Raw genomic sequence first — 17,159 nt, 5'->3', positions numbered from 1 at the left:
AGATCTTCACCGTACCACCACCCCCGATATACCCCATGATCAAGCAATGGTCTCAGTACAAAAGCATCCGAATCGAGGTGCCCCAAGTGATCGACTGGCTAACCGGCTGGAAGTCTGCGGCTCTGCAGCAGCGCGAGTGCAAATATTGTGAAAATCAGTGGCACAAACGAAACCCACAACACTACATCCCATCCATAAGCACTCAGGATGCCACCGGACAGAAATGACCCCAGTGCCATCAGCCCGAACACAATGAAATCATTCAGCGACTGCACCCGGGTCTTCTCCGCCGGCGTATGGCACTCCAGCACCAGTGCAGAAGCACCGAGAAACCCGAAGTTCCATCCCAGCCCCAGCAGGATGAGCGTCCACCAGAAGTGCGCGACATCGGTTCCATCCAGACCAATCCCGGCGGATGCGCCGATTAACAGCAGGCCCGCCGCCATAACCCGTACAGCGCCGAAACGGGCAATCAAGTTACCGGTAAAAAAGCTGGGCGCGAACATGGCGATGACATGCCACTGCAGGCCGAGGTTGGACGACGCCTGTGAATGCCCATGCAGGTGCATGGCCAGAGGAGCGGCAGTCATCAGGAAGTTCATCAGTGTGTAAGAGATGGCCCCGCAGGTCGCCGCGACGATAAATTGCGGCTGCCGCACGATGCGGCTCAGCGGACGTCCGCCACCAAGTTCAGTGGCCGAGGGTTTCGGGAGATCGACACCGAAAAGCACCATTGCCGACACCACTGCCACAGCAGCCTGCGCCAGGAAAGTCACCGCGAACAGATGTTGCGGCCACAGATCCATCGTCCAGGTGACCAGCTGGGGACCAACGACACCGGCCGCAACACCGCCGGCCATCACCATGGACAGCGCCTGAGCCTTGCGCTCTGGTGCTACCGCATCAGCCGCAGCGAAACGAAACGACAACACCACTGCCGCATAGGCCCCGCCAAAAAACGTGGACACGCAGAACAACCAGAAACTATCCACAAACGTCGCGTACATCGCCAGCAGACCGGCAATGACGCCAGCACCTGCGCCCGCCAAAAATGCCGCGCGGCGACCAAAGCGGCCGGCGACCACCCCCGCTGGAAGGATACAAAGCGCCATACCCACCACGAAGATGGATAGCGGCAGTGTCGCCAGTACGGGTGACGGAGCCAGGTTGTTGCCCATGATGGCACCGGTAGCATAAGCCACGACAGAGTTCGCGCCGGCCAGTGCCTGGGCAATCGCCAGTCGCCAGATATTGCCGCGGGCTGTGCGCCCGTCTGGTTTGGTGATCAGCTCGACTGTGCTGGAGTTACTACTTTCCATACCTGATTTTTCGTGATCGACATTATTCTTTCCGGCGCGTTCAGGGTCTTCCAGCTCCGGATTACCGGTGGGCTTCAGCCCGGATGCTCGGGCAACCGCTCCACGCCCATGGTTGCGGCCTCGATCGCGCCGGCCACATAGCCGGGAAACTGCGGCGAGAACTCACTGGCAATGGCGGTCAGGCGCTCACGCCATGGCCCCGAGCCGGCAGTGCTCGGTGGCGCCTGTCCGTGGTGACCCGCTTCATCAAGGTCGGCAGCGGTCGCCGTATAGGGATCCCTGGCCCAGTCCTTGATGAATTCCGCTTTGGGGGTCGCCGCCTGGGTACCGAACAGCCTGACGAATTGTGCCCGACAGTGAGAACAGAGCACCTCATCCGACACCCCCATGCGCACCTGCGCGGGCACCCCAAAGAATCCGAACAGTGCCCCGCTGCCTTCGGGCATCGACGCATCGTGGATCTCGGTGAGCGGCCCCCGCGCGCTGCGGGCTTCACCAGACAGGCCGTGGTCGCGCCAGAACGGCGTATCGTAGACAGCAACATACTTGGCGTGGGGCGCCATCCAGGTGGCAGTCGCGCGCCATGCCTGCGCCAGCGCTTCCGGCAGGGCCGGGGAAAACTCGATGCTGCCGGCCAGCAGGCGCGGCGGTATCGCCAGCAGGACATGCTCGGCGTGCCAGGGGATGCTTCGTCCGGTGCTGTCTTCCGTATCTAACTCGATATATGTGGCATCGGCGCGGATACGGCGCACGGCATGACTGATAAAGATACGCCCCGCGTCCAGGTGACCGCAGAGTGCATCCGTGAGCGCTCCCATGCCACCCCGCAGGCGCATGGAAGCGGGTGAGGTCAGATATCCCTGCATCCTTTGCGGGGGCGCACTGGGCGTGCGCTCCACCATCATGTCGCCGGTCTCGAACTGTTCGAACCGCTCCAGGCCGAGCTCGCGAATCAGCTGGTCTAACTGGGGCTGAATGCCGGGCCAGAACCAGGTAGGCCCCAGGTCAAAGCGATCGATTGGTGCCTCCACGCCGCGCTCCCCCGGCACACCATTCACGGCACTCGCCGAGGCAATTCGGCCACCCAAACAGCCCCGCGCCTCGAAGAGGACATAATCCTTGATGCCGCGCTGCTCCAGAAGATACGCGGCATATAGCCCGCTCAGGCCTCCGCCAACTATGGCAACACTTGCGGTGTTCAACCCGGGATCTCCGGCAGCGCACCACCGAGGTGGCCGGTCTTAAGGTAAAACGTTGCGCCTTCGGCACCGGCAGTGAACTCCGGATATTCACCCGCAGGCAGGCGGATCCAGCTGCCCTGCCCATAGCACTGCTCGCCGGCGACCAGCGCGCCGCTGAGCACCAGCAGTTCGGCACTCTCGACCGCCTCGGGAAACATCGCGGTACCCGCAGCCAGGCGTTGCAGGCATACCTGCTCATAGTCGCCCGTGAACAGCGGGCAGGTCTCGCGGTCGCCGGCACTGTGCCACACGGCCGGGGCGCTGGTGTCTATCCTTACGCTGCGCCGCTCATCTGCGGGCATCTGCCAGAGCTTAACGAAAATAACCGCGCCCTCATCGCTGAAGGGGGCATGGCTTGTGCCAGGCGGGTTGCGCAGGTACCAGCCGGCCGGATAGTCACCGTGCTCATCGGAGAAGGTGCCGGAGAGCACCAGAATCTCTTCGCCGCCAGGGTGCTGATGTTCAGGAAAGCGGGATGCGGCGGCATACCGCACGATGCTGGTGGCACGGGCTTTTTCTTCCCCCACACGGTCGAGCATCACCCGCTCGACCCCGCTCTGCGGCGAGGCTTTCCACTGGTATTGATCGGCGGTGACTGCGGCGGGCAGGGAGAAATCTGCGTTGATTAACATGGGACTCCGGAAGGACGAATACGGCTGTTGGCCCGGGAATTTTTGGCTAATCCCGACCGTATGGCAACCGGGACAAAATGGCATCCCGCAAAAGCTGGCCTTTGCCGCCCGGTTACAGAAAAGCGCGATGGGCTATCACTATAAACCAGAAAGAAACGGGGCGGCCCTGAAAAGATTGACAGTTCTTACCCGCGCCAATCAAAAGATTCCGGTTGCTGGCACTTTCCCAGGCCAAAGGAGGTGAACCTGCCGGGTTCATCCCGACTAGTGAAAGGCTATAAAATCAAGCTTTGACATCGATTTAATGAACAGTCAGTAGCGTTTAGGGGCAGAGTTCCAGTCTTCGCAGATATCAACACGAGAGCACAGCCAGCATGCCTACACACAAAATATTCGCGATGCCCTTCTCCAGGATTTACCCGATGTATGTACAAAAAGCCGAACGCAAAGGTCGTACACAAGACGAGGTAGACCGGATTATCTGCTGGCTCACCGGCTACGATCAGACCGGATTACAACAGCAAATCGAGCAGGGAAATGATGTATCCACCTTTTTTGCACAGGCGCCGTCCATTCACCCTAAATGTATTCTGATCAAGGGTGTGGTTTGCGGGGTGCGCGTGGAAGACGTCGAAGATCCGTTGATGCGCAAAATACGCTACCTGGACAAGCTGATTGATGAGCTGGCAAAGGGCAAGGCGATGGAGAAAATCCTCCGGCAATAAATGGTTTTTCTAGCGTAACTTGTCGAGGCGGCGAATCCGGTCCAGCCTCAACGGTACGTTGCCATTTCATGCCGCAGGGCTCGATTATTCCTGCAGTAGATACGTATCCAAAATCACTTTATCCAGTTCCCCCCTGGGCACATTCAATTCAACAAAACCGGAAGAGTACGGCGCAAGTGTGTAAACGCCGTACAGGAATACCATTCCCTCATCATCAAAACGAAAATTTTCCGTGCGCGCAAAAGGCCAGTTGTTGCGAAAATCATCATCCGCTTTCTGCTTTTCCAGCCAGTGCTTATGTGCCGCTTCCACCAACGCCCAAAATGCTTCTTTCTGCTGCGGCTTGATCACATCATCCAGAGTCACCTCACTATCCGCCGCAAGATCCCAGTTCAGCCAGTGCATTGCAGGCATGCCGTGCGCGCCACCGCTATAGATGTAAGTGCTGATCTCGACTGTCAGCAGGTTACCGCGGCGGTTTAGGATTTTTGCTTCGGCGCTGAGATCCCATTGGGCTGCAGAAACATCTGCCGCTTGCGCAGCTTCGGCAATAAACGCCTTGGCTACGTCCTCCAGACTGCCACCTCCTGAGGCCCCAGACTCGTCACCATTGCCTTGTAATTGATGCAATAATTGCCGCTGAATGGCCTCATTCAGTGCCGGCTGCCCAGCAAAGACCTCCCGTGTAATGGCTACTGATGGGCAATCCTCGTCACGCCCGCAATCGGGTGCGCGCAATTCCAGGATTTTCACCTCTGATGTCAGCGGCACCTGCTTCGCCGAGTCTGCTTTTTCACAGGCAACCAGAACCAGAGCCGCCGTTAAAACCAGACCGATCCTGGAAAACCTGAAGCTCTCAACATACGACCGGAGACTGGACAAAACCGGCATAGACTATCCTCTACTAATTTTCTGGATAACAGGCATAGCATACCTGCCAACGATTCAGGGATACGAATGTGCAGCCACCAATCTGTGACACGGTACTGTGATTGTTGTATCGCAAAGTAGGCAGGCCGCGCCAAATCCACCGCTGATCATCGCACCCGCATCATGGTAAAGTTTCACCACATTGGTATCCCGCCACGACCGGCAATGGCCCCTACGGCTAATTTGTAACTGTCTCGCCACCAGCCACTGGAGCCTCCTTGATCACATTTCGTCTCACCGACATCCAAAGAATGGCCGACAGCCGATCTTTTGCCCGCGGGCAGGACTATTTGGAACGCGGGCGGGTTCTGGAGGCTTATTACGATGAAACAAAGAAGATTTACCACGGTCGCGTGAAAGGCTCTGCGCGGCATATCTACCGCGTAGAATTGGATGTGGATGCCGGCAGGCTGGTCGGACTATGTTCCTGCCCGGTGTCACTCAATTGCAAACATGCCGTAGCAACAGCACTAAAACTGTACCGGGACGCGCAAATTGCCGACGCAAGTGAACAGTCGGCACAATCCACTCAGCCTGGCAAAAGAACTGCCATGCAGCCCAAACAGGCTGACTGGCAGCAATGGCTGGCGGACCTGCCGCCAGCACCGCGGCGGGAGGAGGAGCCTCTACAGCATGGCCGCCATTACCTGGTGTATTTTCTGGAAGTGGACAGACGCGCCTCTCCGGCACGACTGCGCCTCATTACCAGAAAGGGGTACCTGAAAAAAGACGGTAGCTGGAGCCAGCTGCGTTATTTTCAGCCGGACGTCCGCAATCTGGGCTGGAACCGTCCCGGCCACCTGCTGGACGCAGATGTCAGCATCCTGCAATTGCTCCCGCGCGCCAACGCCGCTGGCCAGCTTGAACTGCGTGGCGAGTCCGGCCACCGCGCGCTGGTCCATTTACTGAACAGCGAACGTTTCTTCTTTGATGACAATGCCATCAGCAAAGGGCCGGCAAAAAATCTCCACTGGCACTGGCGTACGGTGGAGCACGACCAACAGCAGCTGGTCGGGGAACTGGAAGGCATCGATGATCCGGCCCGCTGGCTGCCAATCCCGGTTACCCCGCCCAGTTACCTGGATATGGAAGCGGCCAGCATCGGCGATATTTTCACTACGGTGCCGAGCAACCAGTTGACACACCTGCTCTGCATGCCACCCGTGGCCGAAAGGGATCTGGCACACATGGCCGTACAAGTGCGCCAGCTGATCCCGAAAGACCAGCTGCCATTGCCGGTTGAACCTGTGCTCAGCCGGGTTACCGAATTCACCCCAACCCTGACTCTGCTGACGCTGGATGTTGGGCGCTACCGGCTGCCCGCCATATACGTACATTTCGCTTACGCCGGCTTTGCCCTGCCCGCGCCTTACAGCAAGGATTTCAGTGGCGCCGAAACGCTCTGCGAGCGCGGCGGCCATCACTATCAGATCCAGCGCGATATCCAAGCCGAACACGCCTGCTGTGATGAAATCCATGAGCAGGGTTTCTACCTGATGATGGAAGAACTCGGCGGGCAACGGGAAATCTGGCTGCTGGATGAGAAAGATCCCGCGAATATTCCCGCCGCGTGGAACCATTTCCTGACACACACTCTGCCGGAACTGGAGCAGGATGGCTGGACAGTGGAAACGCATCCCAGCTACCGCTTTGACATCAAGCAGGCGCACTTTTCCATTAATATCGCCGATGCGAAAAATCACTGGTTCCAGCTCGGTCTGGATCTCATCTTGGCCGACGGCAGCAAATTACAGACCGCGACATTGCTGGAACACTGGCTCGAATGCGGCACGCCCGACGAGCTTACTCTGACCCTCAACGGCGACTGGGTACAGGTAGACACCAAACCCCTGCATAGCATCCGCACGATCCTGGCCGACCTGCTCAACCAGAAAAAACTCGACAAACCGATGCTGATGCCCCCATTCCAGGCTGCGCAACTGGCGGATATCCCGCAACTGGATCAGCGGCAGGCACCGCTTACCCGCAAATTGATGCAGCGCCTGCGGGATTTTTCTGGGCTCGAAAATATTCCGGTGCCCAAAGGGCTCCATGCCGAACTGCGCGGATACCAACAGGAAGGATTTAACTGGCTCGTCTTTCTCCAGCGCTATGGCTTTGGCGGCATCCTCGCCGATGATATGGGCCTGGGTAAAACCCTGCAGACCCTCGCGCTGGTTCAACACATCAAAGAGCAGGGCGCGCTCGACGTGCCGGTGCTGGTGGTCGCGCCAACCAGCCTGACCGGCAACTGGCTGCATGAGGCTGCGCAATTTGTGCCAGATTTGAAGGTTACACTGATTCACGGGCCCGATAGAGATCCCGCATTCAGGCAGCTGGACACAAGCGACCTGGTCATTACTACCTACCCGCTGCTGGTACGTGACGAGGCGCGCTACCACAAAAACAAATTCAGCCTGGTGGTGTTGGACGAAGCCCAGGCCATTAAAAATCCCACCACCAAAATTGCCGAGTGCGTACGCACAATCGACAGTGAAGCCCGCCTGTGCCTGACGGGTACACCACTGGAGAATCACCTGGGGGAACTCTGGTCGCTGATGGACTTTGCCCTGCCGGGGTTACTGGGCGGGCGCAAGGCATTCCAGCAGCTGTACCGCACCCCCATCGAAAATGACCGGGACACAGAGCGCCAGCGGGAACTCGCGCGCAAGGTTCGGCCATTCATGTTGCGACGCACCAAGACTGAAGTGGTTTCTGATTTGCCGCCAAAAACGGAAACCGTGCAGTATTTGCAACTGCCCGGCACGCAGCGTGCACTGTACGAAAGTGTGCGTGCGAGTATGGAAGAACGCATTCGCGCGCTGGTTGCGAGCCAGGGCATGGCCAAGAGCCAGATCGAATTTCTGGATGCCTTATTGAAACTTCGGCAGGCCTGTATTGATCCCCGTCTGGTCAAACTGGGTGGGACTGGCCGTCCCCAGGAGAGTGCCAAACTGGATTGGCTGGCAGAGACCCTGCCGCAACTGCTGGAAGAAGGTCGCAATATCCTGATTTTCTCCCAGTTCACCCAGGTACTGAAGCTGATCGAGGAGCAGCTCAATGCACAGAGTATTTCCTACACCAAGCTCACCGGCCAGACCCGCAAGCGGCAGCAGGCGATTGATGCATTCCAGAACGGAGAGGTTCGGGTATTCCTGATCAGTCTCAAGGCGGGCGGTAGCGGCCTCAACCTCACCGCTGCGGATGTGGTGATCCACATGGACCCCTGGTGGAACCCGGCTGTGGAAAACCAGGCCACTGATCGCGCTTACCGTATCGGCCAGGATAAACCGGTATTCGTGTACAAGCTCGTTGCGGAAGACACCGTCGAAGAGCGCATTCAGCAAATGCAGCGGCACAAACAGGCGCTGGCGGATTCCCTGTTCGATGCCACCAAATCCAGCAAACTGCCGGGCAGCAGTGAGGACTTACTGGCCCTGCTTTCCTAACAAAATACATAGTTAGCACCATGGTGCCTCAACTATTTTTGCGACTTTTCCCACCGTTTTGATAGTCTCCCCGCACAAATCAAAGGATGGAATAACACGCAAAAGGATTTTGCTCATGGGACAACTGCAAGCGCCTCAACAATCAAATGCTCTACAGGCGTGGGGCGTACGCAATTCCGGGCGCGCAATTTTTGCCAATGGCAGCGACCGGGAATTGCTGGACAACTTCCGTCAACTCAGCACACAGCAAAGCAGCGCCGGCTACCACGCACAGACACTGATCAAAGCCGTCGACAGCCTGCGCGGCGACGTAAGTCCGCTCAACGCCATGCTGCAACCCAACAACCCGAGCCGGCGCCTGCTCGTCGCCGGCGGGTTTGAAATTGAGTATGAGCTGAACAGCTATTACGGGGACTGCCAGACGGATGTGGAGATTGTGGCGATCCGGATGGTGCCGGACCATGCACAGAGCAAAACCCGGCCCGCGTTGTGGCAAATAGAACCAAACAGACGCGCCAACCTCGACTTTTCGGAGGAGCCCAGCCCGCAACTGACCGGCACCGCATTGGTGCCAGGGACAGCCGAAAAACCGATAAAAGCCGGGGTCAACGGGCAATACCTTGGCGAAGACCGCGTCGTACCGGTGATGACCAGCCATATCAGCCGCGGCGACAAAGCCAAGCGCAGCGGCTTAGAAAAATCCGGCTTCCAACTGCTTTATATACCCCCGGAAAACAGCGCATGGCTGGCCGGCTGGCGCACCCTCAACTCCTTTGGCAATGAGGGTACGGCGCAGCAGCGCAAGGCCGCGCACATTCTTGCCCAACACATGCTGGAAGCCCATCAGCAGGGCCTGCATGTAGAGTGGACCAGCCACGATGATGGCGCATGGGTATTGATTGAAGCCATGGAGCAACTGCAACGGCAGCAGATTAACTTGCAGGAGCGCCAGAAAATCTTCCTCAGCGACCACACCCGCAGCCGTTTCCGCGCAGACCTTGCCCGCCGCAAGCTAAATATGGACACTCAGGACGACAAATGGCACAACGCCTCACCCGGCTTGGCACAGACCATCGGCGGCGAACAGTTTGGCCTGGCGCCACTGCTGAGCGCAGGTAACGACCTGATTCACAACACCCCGCGGGAAGAGCGGCTGGGGAAAACTGTAAACCTCGCCTATCAAACCGGTGATTACTTGATCAAGAAATGGGGAGCAGCAGGCGCGGCCGGCGCTCTCGCCGCGGCTACCGGGGGATCCGCGGCCCTGGCGGTCGCGGTAGTAAAAGCCCTGCACAAGTTCGCGCCTACAGTAGTGGCCTCGTTGCCCGGTGCGCGCAATCATTACTTCAAGAACACCGGCGATCAGCTGGAGCAGCTGATCAACAACCGCAATAAGCCCTGAATCGGCGCCGCAACAGGATATCAACATGTGGTTTGGCAACGAACAAAATCCCAAGGGGCCCGACTGGCGCAAGGCACGCCCGGTAATAAAGGACCTGTCGGGCACGCAGGTAAGTTTACAAGCGCCCCCGCTGCAACCTAGCGTTTACATGCCTTTTGCGTGTGACAATGAACCGAACGCCTTCGATCTGAACGCCCCCGGTACTTTTGAAGCCATCGACAATACCAAAGCTCCTTTCCCTCCTGGCAGCGAATATGCAGATCGTCGCATCAAAATCTGGACGTGCGGCTGGAATTTTACCGGGCGCCCCCTGCTGGACCGCGGCAGCCTCGGGAATCTGGAAGTGGAACTGGTCGTAGAAGAAATCGACGAACTGCCAATCAACTGTAGCCTGTTTCGCCGCGACGACATGCTGCGCTACGCCAAGGGATTATTCAGTGAAGACTGGCTGGCGAGCTGCCACCTGGGTTACAAAGAAGAGCGCGACCCGTTTGACCTGACTAAGTATCGCTGGCGCGACCACCTAGCGCCACTGAACAACCAGTGGCTCGCCCGCAACGGCAGCCACTGGCTCTACTTCGAAGCGCAATCTTTACACATACGCTCCGACGAATTTTACTGGCTGTGTCCCATCGGCCACCGCCGCTGCCTGCGCGCGACGTTTTCCGTTTCGCGCTGGTTGTCCAACACCAGCAATGCCTATCGGAAGCAGCGCTCCCCCATCACCAACTACCGCGAGCTGATGGAAAAGATTATGTCCACCATTACGGTGCAGCTCTCGGAAGCCGCCAGGCAGGAGCAGGCCTCCATCGCCAACCCCGAGGGGCACTACCCACTGTTCCAATGTACAAAAACAGAGGTAGAGCAGGCCAAGCACATCCTGTATATGTGGAGTGACAAGGGATACAGAGACAAATCCAAACCCAAAGACGCCGACCACCGCGCGCCCAAGGAAGAGGTGGCGGCTTTTGTGGAGGAGCGTATCCAACCGCGCCCCCTGCCCGGCTGCCTGGCTATCGGCCCGGCGCACCTCCCGGGAGATAACACCGGAGTCCCAACAAACGCTTCTCCATCACAACTGCCAACCGAAGGTTGCCAGGCTGAAAGCAAGTAGGCCAGGCAAACAATAAGACCGTCACCAACCCGGGCTATTACAGAGTCCTCAATTTATATCAGCACCGGCTCCTTCTGCGGAGCCTCGTCTTGTCCGTGCAAGTCTTCGCTGTTTTCCTCCAGCGCCCGCTGCAGGGACTCATCCACTTCTTCTATCGCCCGGCGCAGCTCTTCCGAATAGATCTCCAGGGCCTCATTGGCCTGCTCGCGCAGATCTTTGCCGGCGCTTTCCAGCTCTTCCAGCATCTGCTCCATCTGTGAGCCCGCCTCAATGGTTTTCTCGTCGAGCTGCTGCGACAGGTCGCGGCTGAAAAGGTCGAACTTCTTCAACAGGTCACCAAATACCCCGCCATTAATACTCATGGCTGTGCGCTCGTAATCCACCAGCCATTCGCCGTCTTGGCGAACCAGATAAGTCGTAAATTTGCGGCGGCGCGGCCCGGTTTCTTCGGTGCTCGACAGCTTGGAAACCACGCTGGCCTGGTCGCCATCGATGACCACCCTGCCCCACTGCGGGCGATAGTTGTGCCAGTCCGCAGAAAAAGCGTCGTAGTCCTCAGCACGTTCCAGGGTCGAGTAGCGGGCGACAACGGATGCGTCTTCATTGATCGCAGCTTCCCAGAACGTCTCGGTTACCTGTTGCGGGGTTTCCGGTCCGGAGCAGGCCGAGAGCAGAACCGCAAGGCCAATGGTCGCGGAGGAAAAGAGGCGGCGTAGTTTCATAGTCGTTCAGCGGCTCTGTTGTATGCGGATAACAGGGAGACATCCACTTCGCAGACTGTCGCTGCACAGATGTAAATTCGCGCAATTTAACATACTGCCGCCATGACTGATTATTCCGCACACTGATCAACACGGTGACCCGCTTGGCGAACTAGGCTTACAGGCACGACTATCCAGGCAATCAGACGCGGAGCCCTGACAGTGCACTTCCGACCAGTCCAGATTCTGCTGCTATGGCTTTGCGCGGCATCCTGCATTGAAGCAGAGGACGGCGATATGTCCGCCAATGAAGTCAGCCGCCAACTTTCCAACCCCAACACCTCTCTGGCGCGCCTGACCTTCAAAAATCAATTCCGCTGGTTTGAAGGGAGCCTGCCCGATGCGGATGGGCAGCGCGGCTACGAGCTGCTGTTTCAACCATCATTCCCAATTAAGCTCGGTGGCGGCGACACATTCTTTGTACGTCCGGCATTTCCAGTATTTTTTGATCAGCCCGTCTATGACGAAGAAAGGGGAAAGTTCACCCAGTCGCTTGGACTGGGGGATATCGGATTTGATGTCGCCTACGGCCACATGACGGAGTCCGGATTGGTCCTGTCCGGCGGGATCGCCGGCACCCTGCCCACGGCAACCGTCAGCGAACTCGGCGGTGGCAAAGTCTTGCTGGGCCCCGAATTTCTGATTGCGAAGATGTCGAAAAAATACATCGTCGGTTTTTTTCCCAATCACCAGTGGGATGTGGCGGGCTGGGGAGACGAGAGCGTAAGCCTTACTACCTTACAGGGGTTTGCCGCCTACCTGCCGGGTAATGCATGGAGTATCAGTACTGCACCAATATCGACCTACAACTGGAAAACCGAGACCTGGACGGTGCCGATCAACCTGTCTGTGGGTAAAACCGTCATTCTGGGCAAAACACCCTGGAAATTCAGTGTGGAAGCCAACTATTACACCCAGCGCCCGGATGCCTTCGGCCCGCAGTGGATGGTGGGCATCAATGTGGTACCCGTGGTGGAGAATGTTTTCGCAACCTGGTTTCTTAAAGACCGGAAACTGAACCCATAACATCCTCTGACTGGCCCGGATTCAACCGGTAAAAAATATATCAGCAAGCCGGCTCAACTGCGGCCGGCTTCTTTTTCCCGGGTATGGGTATCAAGTGCTTTCAGAACAAGCTCGGTAACAAGTGCGGTTATGATTTTTTCAGAACACATACCTGGTCACCGTAGTAATTGTTGCTGTAGTTGCAATCCAGTACCGGTGCGTTGCTGTTAGTGGTGATGCGTTTGGTCATGATGAGTTCCCTTTACGTCGTTGACTACAGGAATAAAGATAGGGGTCTTGGCACCACGACTGAAATGGTATGTTTCTCTCAGAGCGATTGCAAAAATCTATTTACAAGAAGCCTTAAATAGCTTTTGCCGTAATTGATTTGTTGCGACCGTATCGGCGGATCATCGATGGGTGGCTGCGACTGCTATCTTTGAAGTTTTCCACAGCCTTCGAGACCAATCGCATGTCACCCACCCCCATAAAAATCCTTGGTATCTGCGGCAGCCTGCGGAAAGACTCCTTCAACAAGGCTGCCCTGCACACAGCTGCCGGACTGACTGGCGACCAGGCGAAAATTTCTTTTGCAGAACTGGCACAAATCCCGCTCTATGATCAGGATCTGAAGGACAAACAGGTTCCCGGTGCCGTCGAGCAGCTGAGCCGGCAGGTGCTCGACGCCGACGCCATACTGTTTGCCACGCCCGAGTACAACTATTCGGTGTCCGGCGTGCTGAAGAACGCCATCGACTGGCTGTCGCGCCTGGATCCACAGCCCTTTGCCGACAAGCCCGTAGCGGTGATGAGCGCCAGTATGAGCCTGTTCGGCGGCGCCCGCGCCCAGTACGACCTGCGGCGCATCCTGATTTATCTGGATGCGCATTTCATCAACAAGCCCGAAGTGATGATCGCCAGCGCACACAAGAAGTTTGAAAACGGCCAGCTGACCGACGACGACACCCGCCAGCATATCGCCAAGCTGGTTCACGCTCTGTGTGACTGGACTCGGCGGCTGCAGCACTGAGCAAATAAATACACCCATGCACAGGACAGGGAAGCATGAGCAACCTCACCCCGGAAGCCATTCAGGAATGCGATACCGTCGCCGGCTGTGGCGCTATCGAATTGATTATCGAGCCGCGGGAAAAGGATCTGGGCGGATTCTCCGTGCGCCGGGTGCTACCCACCCGCGAGCGCAGAATGGTGGGGCCGTGGATTTTCTTTGACCACATGGGGCCGGCGGAATTTGCCGCCGGCAGCGGGATCGATGTACGCCCGCATCCCCATATCGGCATCGCCACCGTCACCTACCTGTTTGAAGGGGAAATCCTGCACCGCGACTCGCTCGGCAGCCTGCAGGCCATTCGCCCGGGCGATATCAACCTGATGCTCACCGGGCGCGGCATCGTGCATTCCGAGCGGGAAACGGAAACCCTGCGCGCCAGCGACCACCGGCTGCACGGGCTGCAACTGTGGCTGGCACTGCCGGAAAAGGACGAAGAGCTGGCCCCGGCGTTTACGCACTACCCGTCCGCCGACATTCCCACCACCAGTGTCGACGGCGTAGCGGTGCGGGTGATGATGGGCAGTGCCTACGGTTGCGCGTCCCCGGTGCAGACCTTTGCCAACACTCTGTATGTGGAAGCACACCTGCAAGCGGGGCAGAAGCTCGAATTGCCAGCGGCGGATGAACGCGCGGTGTATGTGGCCAGTGGAGCGCTACGGGCAAGGGAGTCCAGCATCCCGGAATTTGCGCTGGCCATTTTCAAGCCCCGGGCTGGCGTGGTTGTGGAAGCCGAGGCTGAAAGCCGTATCGCCATTATCGGCGGCGAAGCGCTGGGGGAGCGCCATATCGATTGGAATTTTGTCTCGAGTCGCAAGGAGCGTATTGCGCAGGCCATCGCCGAGTGGAAAGCCGGAAAGTTCCCAACAGTGCCCGGCGACGATCAGGAGTTCATCCCCTACCCCGGCGGCTGAAATACCCATTTTTTGCCACCATTTTCACACCCGGGGGATTTCTCCTGTGCAGCAGGTAATGCTGGCGCAAAAGCTGCGCTGACCGCGCCCCGCTTACACTAAAGTTAGAAGTACAACAATTTGGTGCAGGTTCAGGCACCTCCGCAGTAACAGATACCGAACGAGAGAGCAGTACCGGTTATGAAAACGCAGTTACCGGAAAGACCGCAGTCCCCCGCCCGCAACCCTCGCAGTGCCCATCCACTGCCGGGATCGGAAACCGGCTCACCCGCCCCCGAGGCCGCCCTGTCTGCCGACGGCAAACGAAGCAACGTTGACATCCGACCACCGGAAGAATTGGAACGCTGTTTTGTTTTTGGTTACAACTGAAGTCCGCGATTGCACTCAAGCCGCGTAAACGCCGCTTCTATTGCTTCCATCGTCGCCTTTGTAGTTTCCGCTGCGACTCCACCACTTTTCGTGGAAATAGTACGCGACGGTATTGCATGCCGGCTCCACCAGCGCCAGGGCGCTGCCGACCAGGATGTCCCCGGTCATTGCGAAGCCCACCGTAAAGGCTACGGCCATGTGCACAACGGCAAAACTGCAGGTCTTCTTCATCGTATTCATCCTCTGCCACGCCTCCGCCGTTGTTCGGCTGAGGTTGTGTGATGGGTGAATTATTGCGAACGATTGCCACTAGCGAAAATTAATCGTTGCTTTAGCCGATATTGTACAGACCTATGGGTCAGTTTTGTGCAGATCAGCAATCCCGATACACAAAGTGCCCGGTGCTCTCGCGAGCAGCGGGCACCCTGCACCGTCTACATCGGCCGCGCCCGGCTTCAGGCGGGGCAATGCCAAGGATTACTGGCAGACCGCCTTGTCGAGGTCGAGCACGTAGGCCTGGCTGTTGGCCAGGGGTGAGTTGAATGGCAACTCACCGCCAACACCCGCGGTAGACAGGACATAGTCCACCAGATCCTGCCCTGCCGCTGTTTTCTGTGCATCAATCATGTCCAGGGAGTCTTCCGAGTAGTCTGCACTCAGGTCTGCGACCGTACCCCAGGCATTGGTGATTTCCGAACTCGATTCACCCAGCGTGCACGCAGCGTCCGACAGCCATACCAAAGAATCCTCGGAACGGAAGTTACTCTGGTTGCCGGCGTCATCACTGGTGTAGTTATCCCGCGCCAGCTCGGCGGCAAGGGTACTTGTGGAAACGCCGTGGCTGCTGTTCACAAACAGCGCATTGCTGTCCCACAAAACCTGCGCGCCAACGCGGGCACTGAATACATCCTTGCGGTAGTTCATGAACACGTTGTTAAACATATGGGTGCGGCCACCGCGGATCAGCGGCACGCGGCGCGCAGTACTGCTGAAATCCGCATAACGCGCGTCGGTCGTGATAAAGGCGTTGTGGTGCATGGTCGTGCGAATATTTTCCACGCCCGTTTCAGTATCACTGGAACCATGCAGGCTCGCGCGCTTCACATCCACCAGTCGGTTGAATGACATGGTGATATCGCGGGCGCCGCCTTTGACGTCGAAGGCGGAATCCCCGGTGAGATCGAAGCTGTTCTGGTGAATCCACACATTGGTGGCGCCGTCATTGCGGATCATGTCCGGATCCCGTGCGTGATCCTCAGTATGACCCGCACCGCGGAAGTCCAGACCGGTGAAGATGACATTATCTTTATCGCTGACCTCGAAACCATTGAAACGGAAGTAGGCATTGGCCTGGCGTCCGTCGATGGTCGTGTTCGAGCCAACACCCGCATTACCGAATGAAACGCCGCTGGTATTCAGGCGCACATTGAAGAATTCCTGCAAACACGCCTGTGCGTCAGTAATACCGTTGTCCGCACACCACTGGGTGTAATCCATGCACTGGGCTTCGGTGCCGCCAATCGCGGTCTGCATCTCGCTGCGGTTGCAGTACAGCTTGTGAAAGGAGAGCTCTGTTTCACTGGCGAAGTCCAGCTTGTCAAATACGATCCAGTTGTAGCTGTCACTGCTTACTGCATCATAAATTTGCTGCTCGACGGACTTGGCCTGGTTCTTCTTGATCACCACCAGCGCGCTGCTACCCGCCGCATCGTAACCACCAGTCGCATTTTCACCGTAGCCCACCGCACGGCCGAGGGTTTTCGACAGGCACGCCACAATTTCCTGGTCTGTATCCAGCTCTGCGGAATCGCGCCAGTTCACTGCCGGATCCGTCGCCAGCTGTTCACAGGCTGCAGATATTTCGGTTGCGCCACCGGAAGACGATGAACTGGAGGAACTGCCACCGGAAGATGAACTGCTGGAAGAACTGGAGCTGCCACCGGAGGAGGAGCTGCTCGATGAGCTGGAGCTGCCCCCGGAAGACGAACTGCTCGATGAGGAAGAACTGGAGGACGAACCAAACACTGGCGGGGAGGTATCCGAGCCGCTGGAGCCGCCACCACAGGCCGTTAGAAGTAACGACACCGCGAGCGCAGTAATGCTGGTGAATAAATTGTGTTGCATGGATGCACCTATTTTCCGTGGTCTCAAATTGCCACCCCCGTGGAACCGGCGAAGCGGCCGGCTCCCGTTTATGCCCGGGCAGTAACTCGTGGTTCTTGTTTTTTC

At 57.7% G+C, this 17,159-nt stretch carries 14 protein-coding genes; 7 read left to right on the top strand and 7 right to left on the bottom strand.

Annotated elements, in window-relative coordinates; genetic code table 11:
- Positions 1 to 98 precede the first annotated feature (98 nt).
- Genes ACNKU7_RS01435 through ACNKU7_RS01425 form a run of 3 tightly spaced genes read right to left on the bottom strand, consistent with a single transcriptional unit; the run spans position 99 to position 3,192 of the window.
- Positions 99 to 1,373 carry an MFS transporter gene (locus tag ACNKU7_RS01435; RefSeq protein ID WP_418295634.1) on the bottom strand — a complete coding sequence of 425 codons (1,275 nt, stop codon included), beginning with the start codon at positions 1,371 to 1,373 and terminating at the stop codon, positions 99 to 101.
- A gap of 20 nt (positions 1,374 to 1,393) precedes the next feature.
- The gene (locus ACNKU7_RS01430) at positions 1,394 to 2,521 is read right to left on the bottom strand and encodes a flavin monoamine oxidase family protein (RefSeq protein ID WP_418295171.1); all 1,128 of its coding nucleotides are present in this window, start codon (positions 2,519 to 2,521) and stop codon (positions 1,394 to 1,396) included.
- Entirely contained in the window at positions 2,518 to 3,192 is a 675-nt protein-coding gene (locus ACNKU7_RS01425; protein ID WP_418295170.1) for a cupin domain-containing protein, read from the bottom strand. The genes ACNKU7_RS01430 and ACNKU7_RS01425 overlap by 4 nt, the downstream gene beginning before the upstream one ends.
- A 374-nt stretch (positions 3,193 to 3,566) precedes the next feature.
- On the opposite strand from ACNKU7_RS01425, the gene ACNKU7_RS01420 reads away from it, so the two are divergent.
- Positions 3,567 to 3,917: a DUF2200 domain-containing protein gene (locus tag ACNKU7_RS01420; RefSeq protein WP_418295169.1), complete on the top strand. Its 351-nt coding sequence runs from the start codon at positions 3,567 to 3,569 to the stop codon at positions 3,915 to 3,917.
- Positions 3,918 to 4,001: 84 nt separating this feature from the next.
- On the opposite strand, the gene ACNKU7_RS01415 is transcribed toward ACNKU7_RS01420, so the two are convergent.
- Positions 4,002 to 4,808, bottom strand: a complete 807-nt coding sequence (locus ACNKU7_RS01415; protein ID WP_418295168.1) for a DUF3298 and DUF4163 domain-containing protein — start codon at positions 4,806 to 4,808, stop codon at positions 4,002 to 4,004.
- Positions 4,809 to 5,065: 257 nt separating this feature from the next.
- Here ACNKU7_RS01415 and ACNKU7_RS01410 point away from each other — a divergent pair, with 257 nt between their 5' ends.
- From ACNKU7_RS01410 to ACNKU7_RS01400, 3 genes are all read left to right on the top strand, one after another.
- On the top strand, positions 5,066 to 8,296 hold the full coding sequence (locus ACNKU7_RS01410; RefSeq protein ID WP_418295167.1) for a DEAD/DEAH box helicase: 3,231 nt from the start codon (positions 5,066 to 5,068) through the stop codon (positions 8,294 to 8,296).
- A 115-nt stretch (positions 8,297 to 8,411) separates the two neighbouring features.
- Positions 8,412 to 9,698, top strand: a complete 1,287-nt coding sequence (locus ACNKU7_RS01405; RefSeq protein WP_418295166.1) for a hypothetical protein — start codon at positions 8,412 to 8,414, stop codon at positions 9,696 to 9,698.
- Positions 9,699 to 9,846: 148 nt separating this feature from the next.
- Positions 9,847 to 10,812 carry a hypothetical protein gene (locus ACNKU7_RS01400; protein ID WP_418295165.1) on the top strand — a complete coding sequence of 322 codons (966 nt, stop codon included), beginning with the start codon at positions 9,847 to 9,849 and terminating at the stop codon, positions 10,810 to 10,812.
- 53 nt (positions 10,813 to 10,865) lie between these two features.
- Here ACNKU7_RS01400 and ACNKU7_RS01395 read toward each other — a convergent pair whose 3' ends face one another.
- A complete protein-coding gene (locus ACNKU7_RS01395) occupies positions 10,866 to 11,534 on the bottom strand; it encodes a hypothetical protein (protein ID WP_418295164.1) in 669 nt (222 codons plus the stop codon).
- A gap of 276 nt (positions 11,535 to 11,810) precedes the next feature.
- Here ACNKU7_RS01395 and ACNKU7_RS01390 point away from each other — a divergent pair, with 276 nt between their 5' ends.
- The 3 genes from ACNKU7_RS01390 (at position 11,811) to ACNKU7_RS01380 (ending at position 14,561) form a co-directional block, all read left to right on the top strand.
- A complete protein-coding gene (locus tag ACNKU7_RS01390; protein WP_418295163.1) occupies positions 11,811 to 12,599 on the top strand; it encodes a hypothetical protein in 789 nt (262 codons plus the stop codon).
- A gap of 418 nt (positions 12,600 to 13,017) precedes the next feature.
- Positions 13,018 to 13,608, top strand: a complete 591-nt coding sequence (locus ACNKU7_RS01385; RefSeq protein WP_418295162.1) for an NADPH-dependent FMN reductase — start codon at positions 13,018 to 13,020, stop codon at positions 13,606 to 13,608.
- A gap of 35 nt (positions 13,609 to 13,643) precedes the next feature.
- Complete coding sequence (locus tag ACNKU7_RS01380) at positions 13,644 to 14,561, top strand: pirin family protein (RefSeq protein ID WP_418295161.1); 918 nt, start codon at positions 13,644 to 13,646, stop codon at positions 14,559 to 14,561.
- Between the two features lie 384 nt (positions 14,562 to 14,945).
- Here ACNKU7_RS01380 and ACNKU7_RS01375 read toward each other — a convergent pair whose 3' ends face one another.
- Together ACNKU7_RS01375 and ACNKU7_RS01370 are read right to left on the bottom strand one after the other, a co-directional pair.
- The gene (locus ACNKU7_RS01375) at positions 14,946 to 15,161 is read right to left on the bottom strand and encodes a DUF2061 domain-containing protein (protein ID WP_418295160.1); all 216 of its coding nucleotides are present in this window, start codon (positions 15,159 to 15,161) and stop codon (positions 14,946 to 14,948) included.
- Between the two features lie 246 nt (positions 15,162 to 15,407).
- Positions 15,408 to 17,054, bottom strand: a complete 1,647-nt coding sequence (locus ACNKU7_RS01370) for a pectate lyase family protein (protein ID WP_418295159.1) — start codon at positions 17,052 to 17,054, stop codon at positions 15,408 to 15,410.
- Between the last annotated feature and the right edge of the window lie 105 nt (positions 17,055 to 17,159).

This window comes from Microbulbifer weihaiensis, from assembly GCF_048323715.1.
In the GTDB taxonomy this organism is placed as follows: Bacteria; Pseudomonadota; Gammaproteobacteria; order Pseudomonadales; family Cellvibrionaceae; genus Microbulbifer.
The sequence above is the reverse complement of the archived record's forward strand: the minus strand, read 5'-3'. Positions and strand labels throughout refer to the sequence as shown.

Bases quoted from the DNA above. Each gene is read 5' to 3' on its own strand.
- ACNKU7_RS01425 (WP_418295170.1), bottom strand. From the start codon at position 3,192: ATGTTAATCAACGCAGATTTCTCCCTGCCCGCCGCAGTCACCGCCGAT.
- ACNKU7_RS01420 (WP_418295169.1), top strand. From the start codon at position 3,567: ATGCCTACACACAAAATATTCGCGATGCCCTTCTCCAGGATTTACCCG.
- ACNKU7_RS01415 (WP_418295168.1), bottom strand. From the start codon at position 4,808: ATGCCGGTTTTGTCCAGTCTCCGGTCGTATGTTGAGAGCTTCAGGTTT.
- ACNKU7_RS01405 (WP_418295166.1), top strand. From the start codon at position 8,412: ATGGGACAACTGCAAGCGCCTCAACAATCAAATGCTCTACAGGCGTGG.
- ACNKU7_RS01400 (WP_418295165.1), top strand. From the start codon at position 9,847: ATGCCTTTTGCGTGTGACAATGAACCGAACGCCTTCGATCTGAACGCC.
- ACNKU7_RS01395 (WP_418295164.1), bottom strand. From the start codon at position 11,534: ATGAAACTACGCCGCCTCTTTTCCTCCGCGACCATTGGCCTTGCGGTT.
- ACNKU7_RS01390 (WP_418295163.1), top strand. From the start codon at position 11,811: ATGTCCGCCAATGAAGTCAGCCGCCAACTTTCCAACCCCAACACCTCT.
- ACNKU7_RS01380 (WP_418295161.1), top strand. From the start codon at position 13,644: ATGAGCAACCTCACCCCGGAAGCCATTCAGGAATGCGATACCGTCGCC.
- ACNKU7_RS01375 (WP_418295160.1), bottom strand. From the start codon at position 15,161: ATGAAGAAGACCTGCAGTTTTGCCGTTGTGCACATGGCCGTAGCCTTT.
- ACNKU7_RS01370 (WP_418295159.1), bottom strand. From the start codon at position 17,054: ATGCAACACAATTTATTCACCAGCATTACTGCGCTCGCGGTGTCGTTA.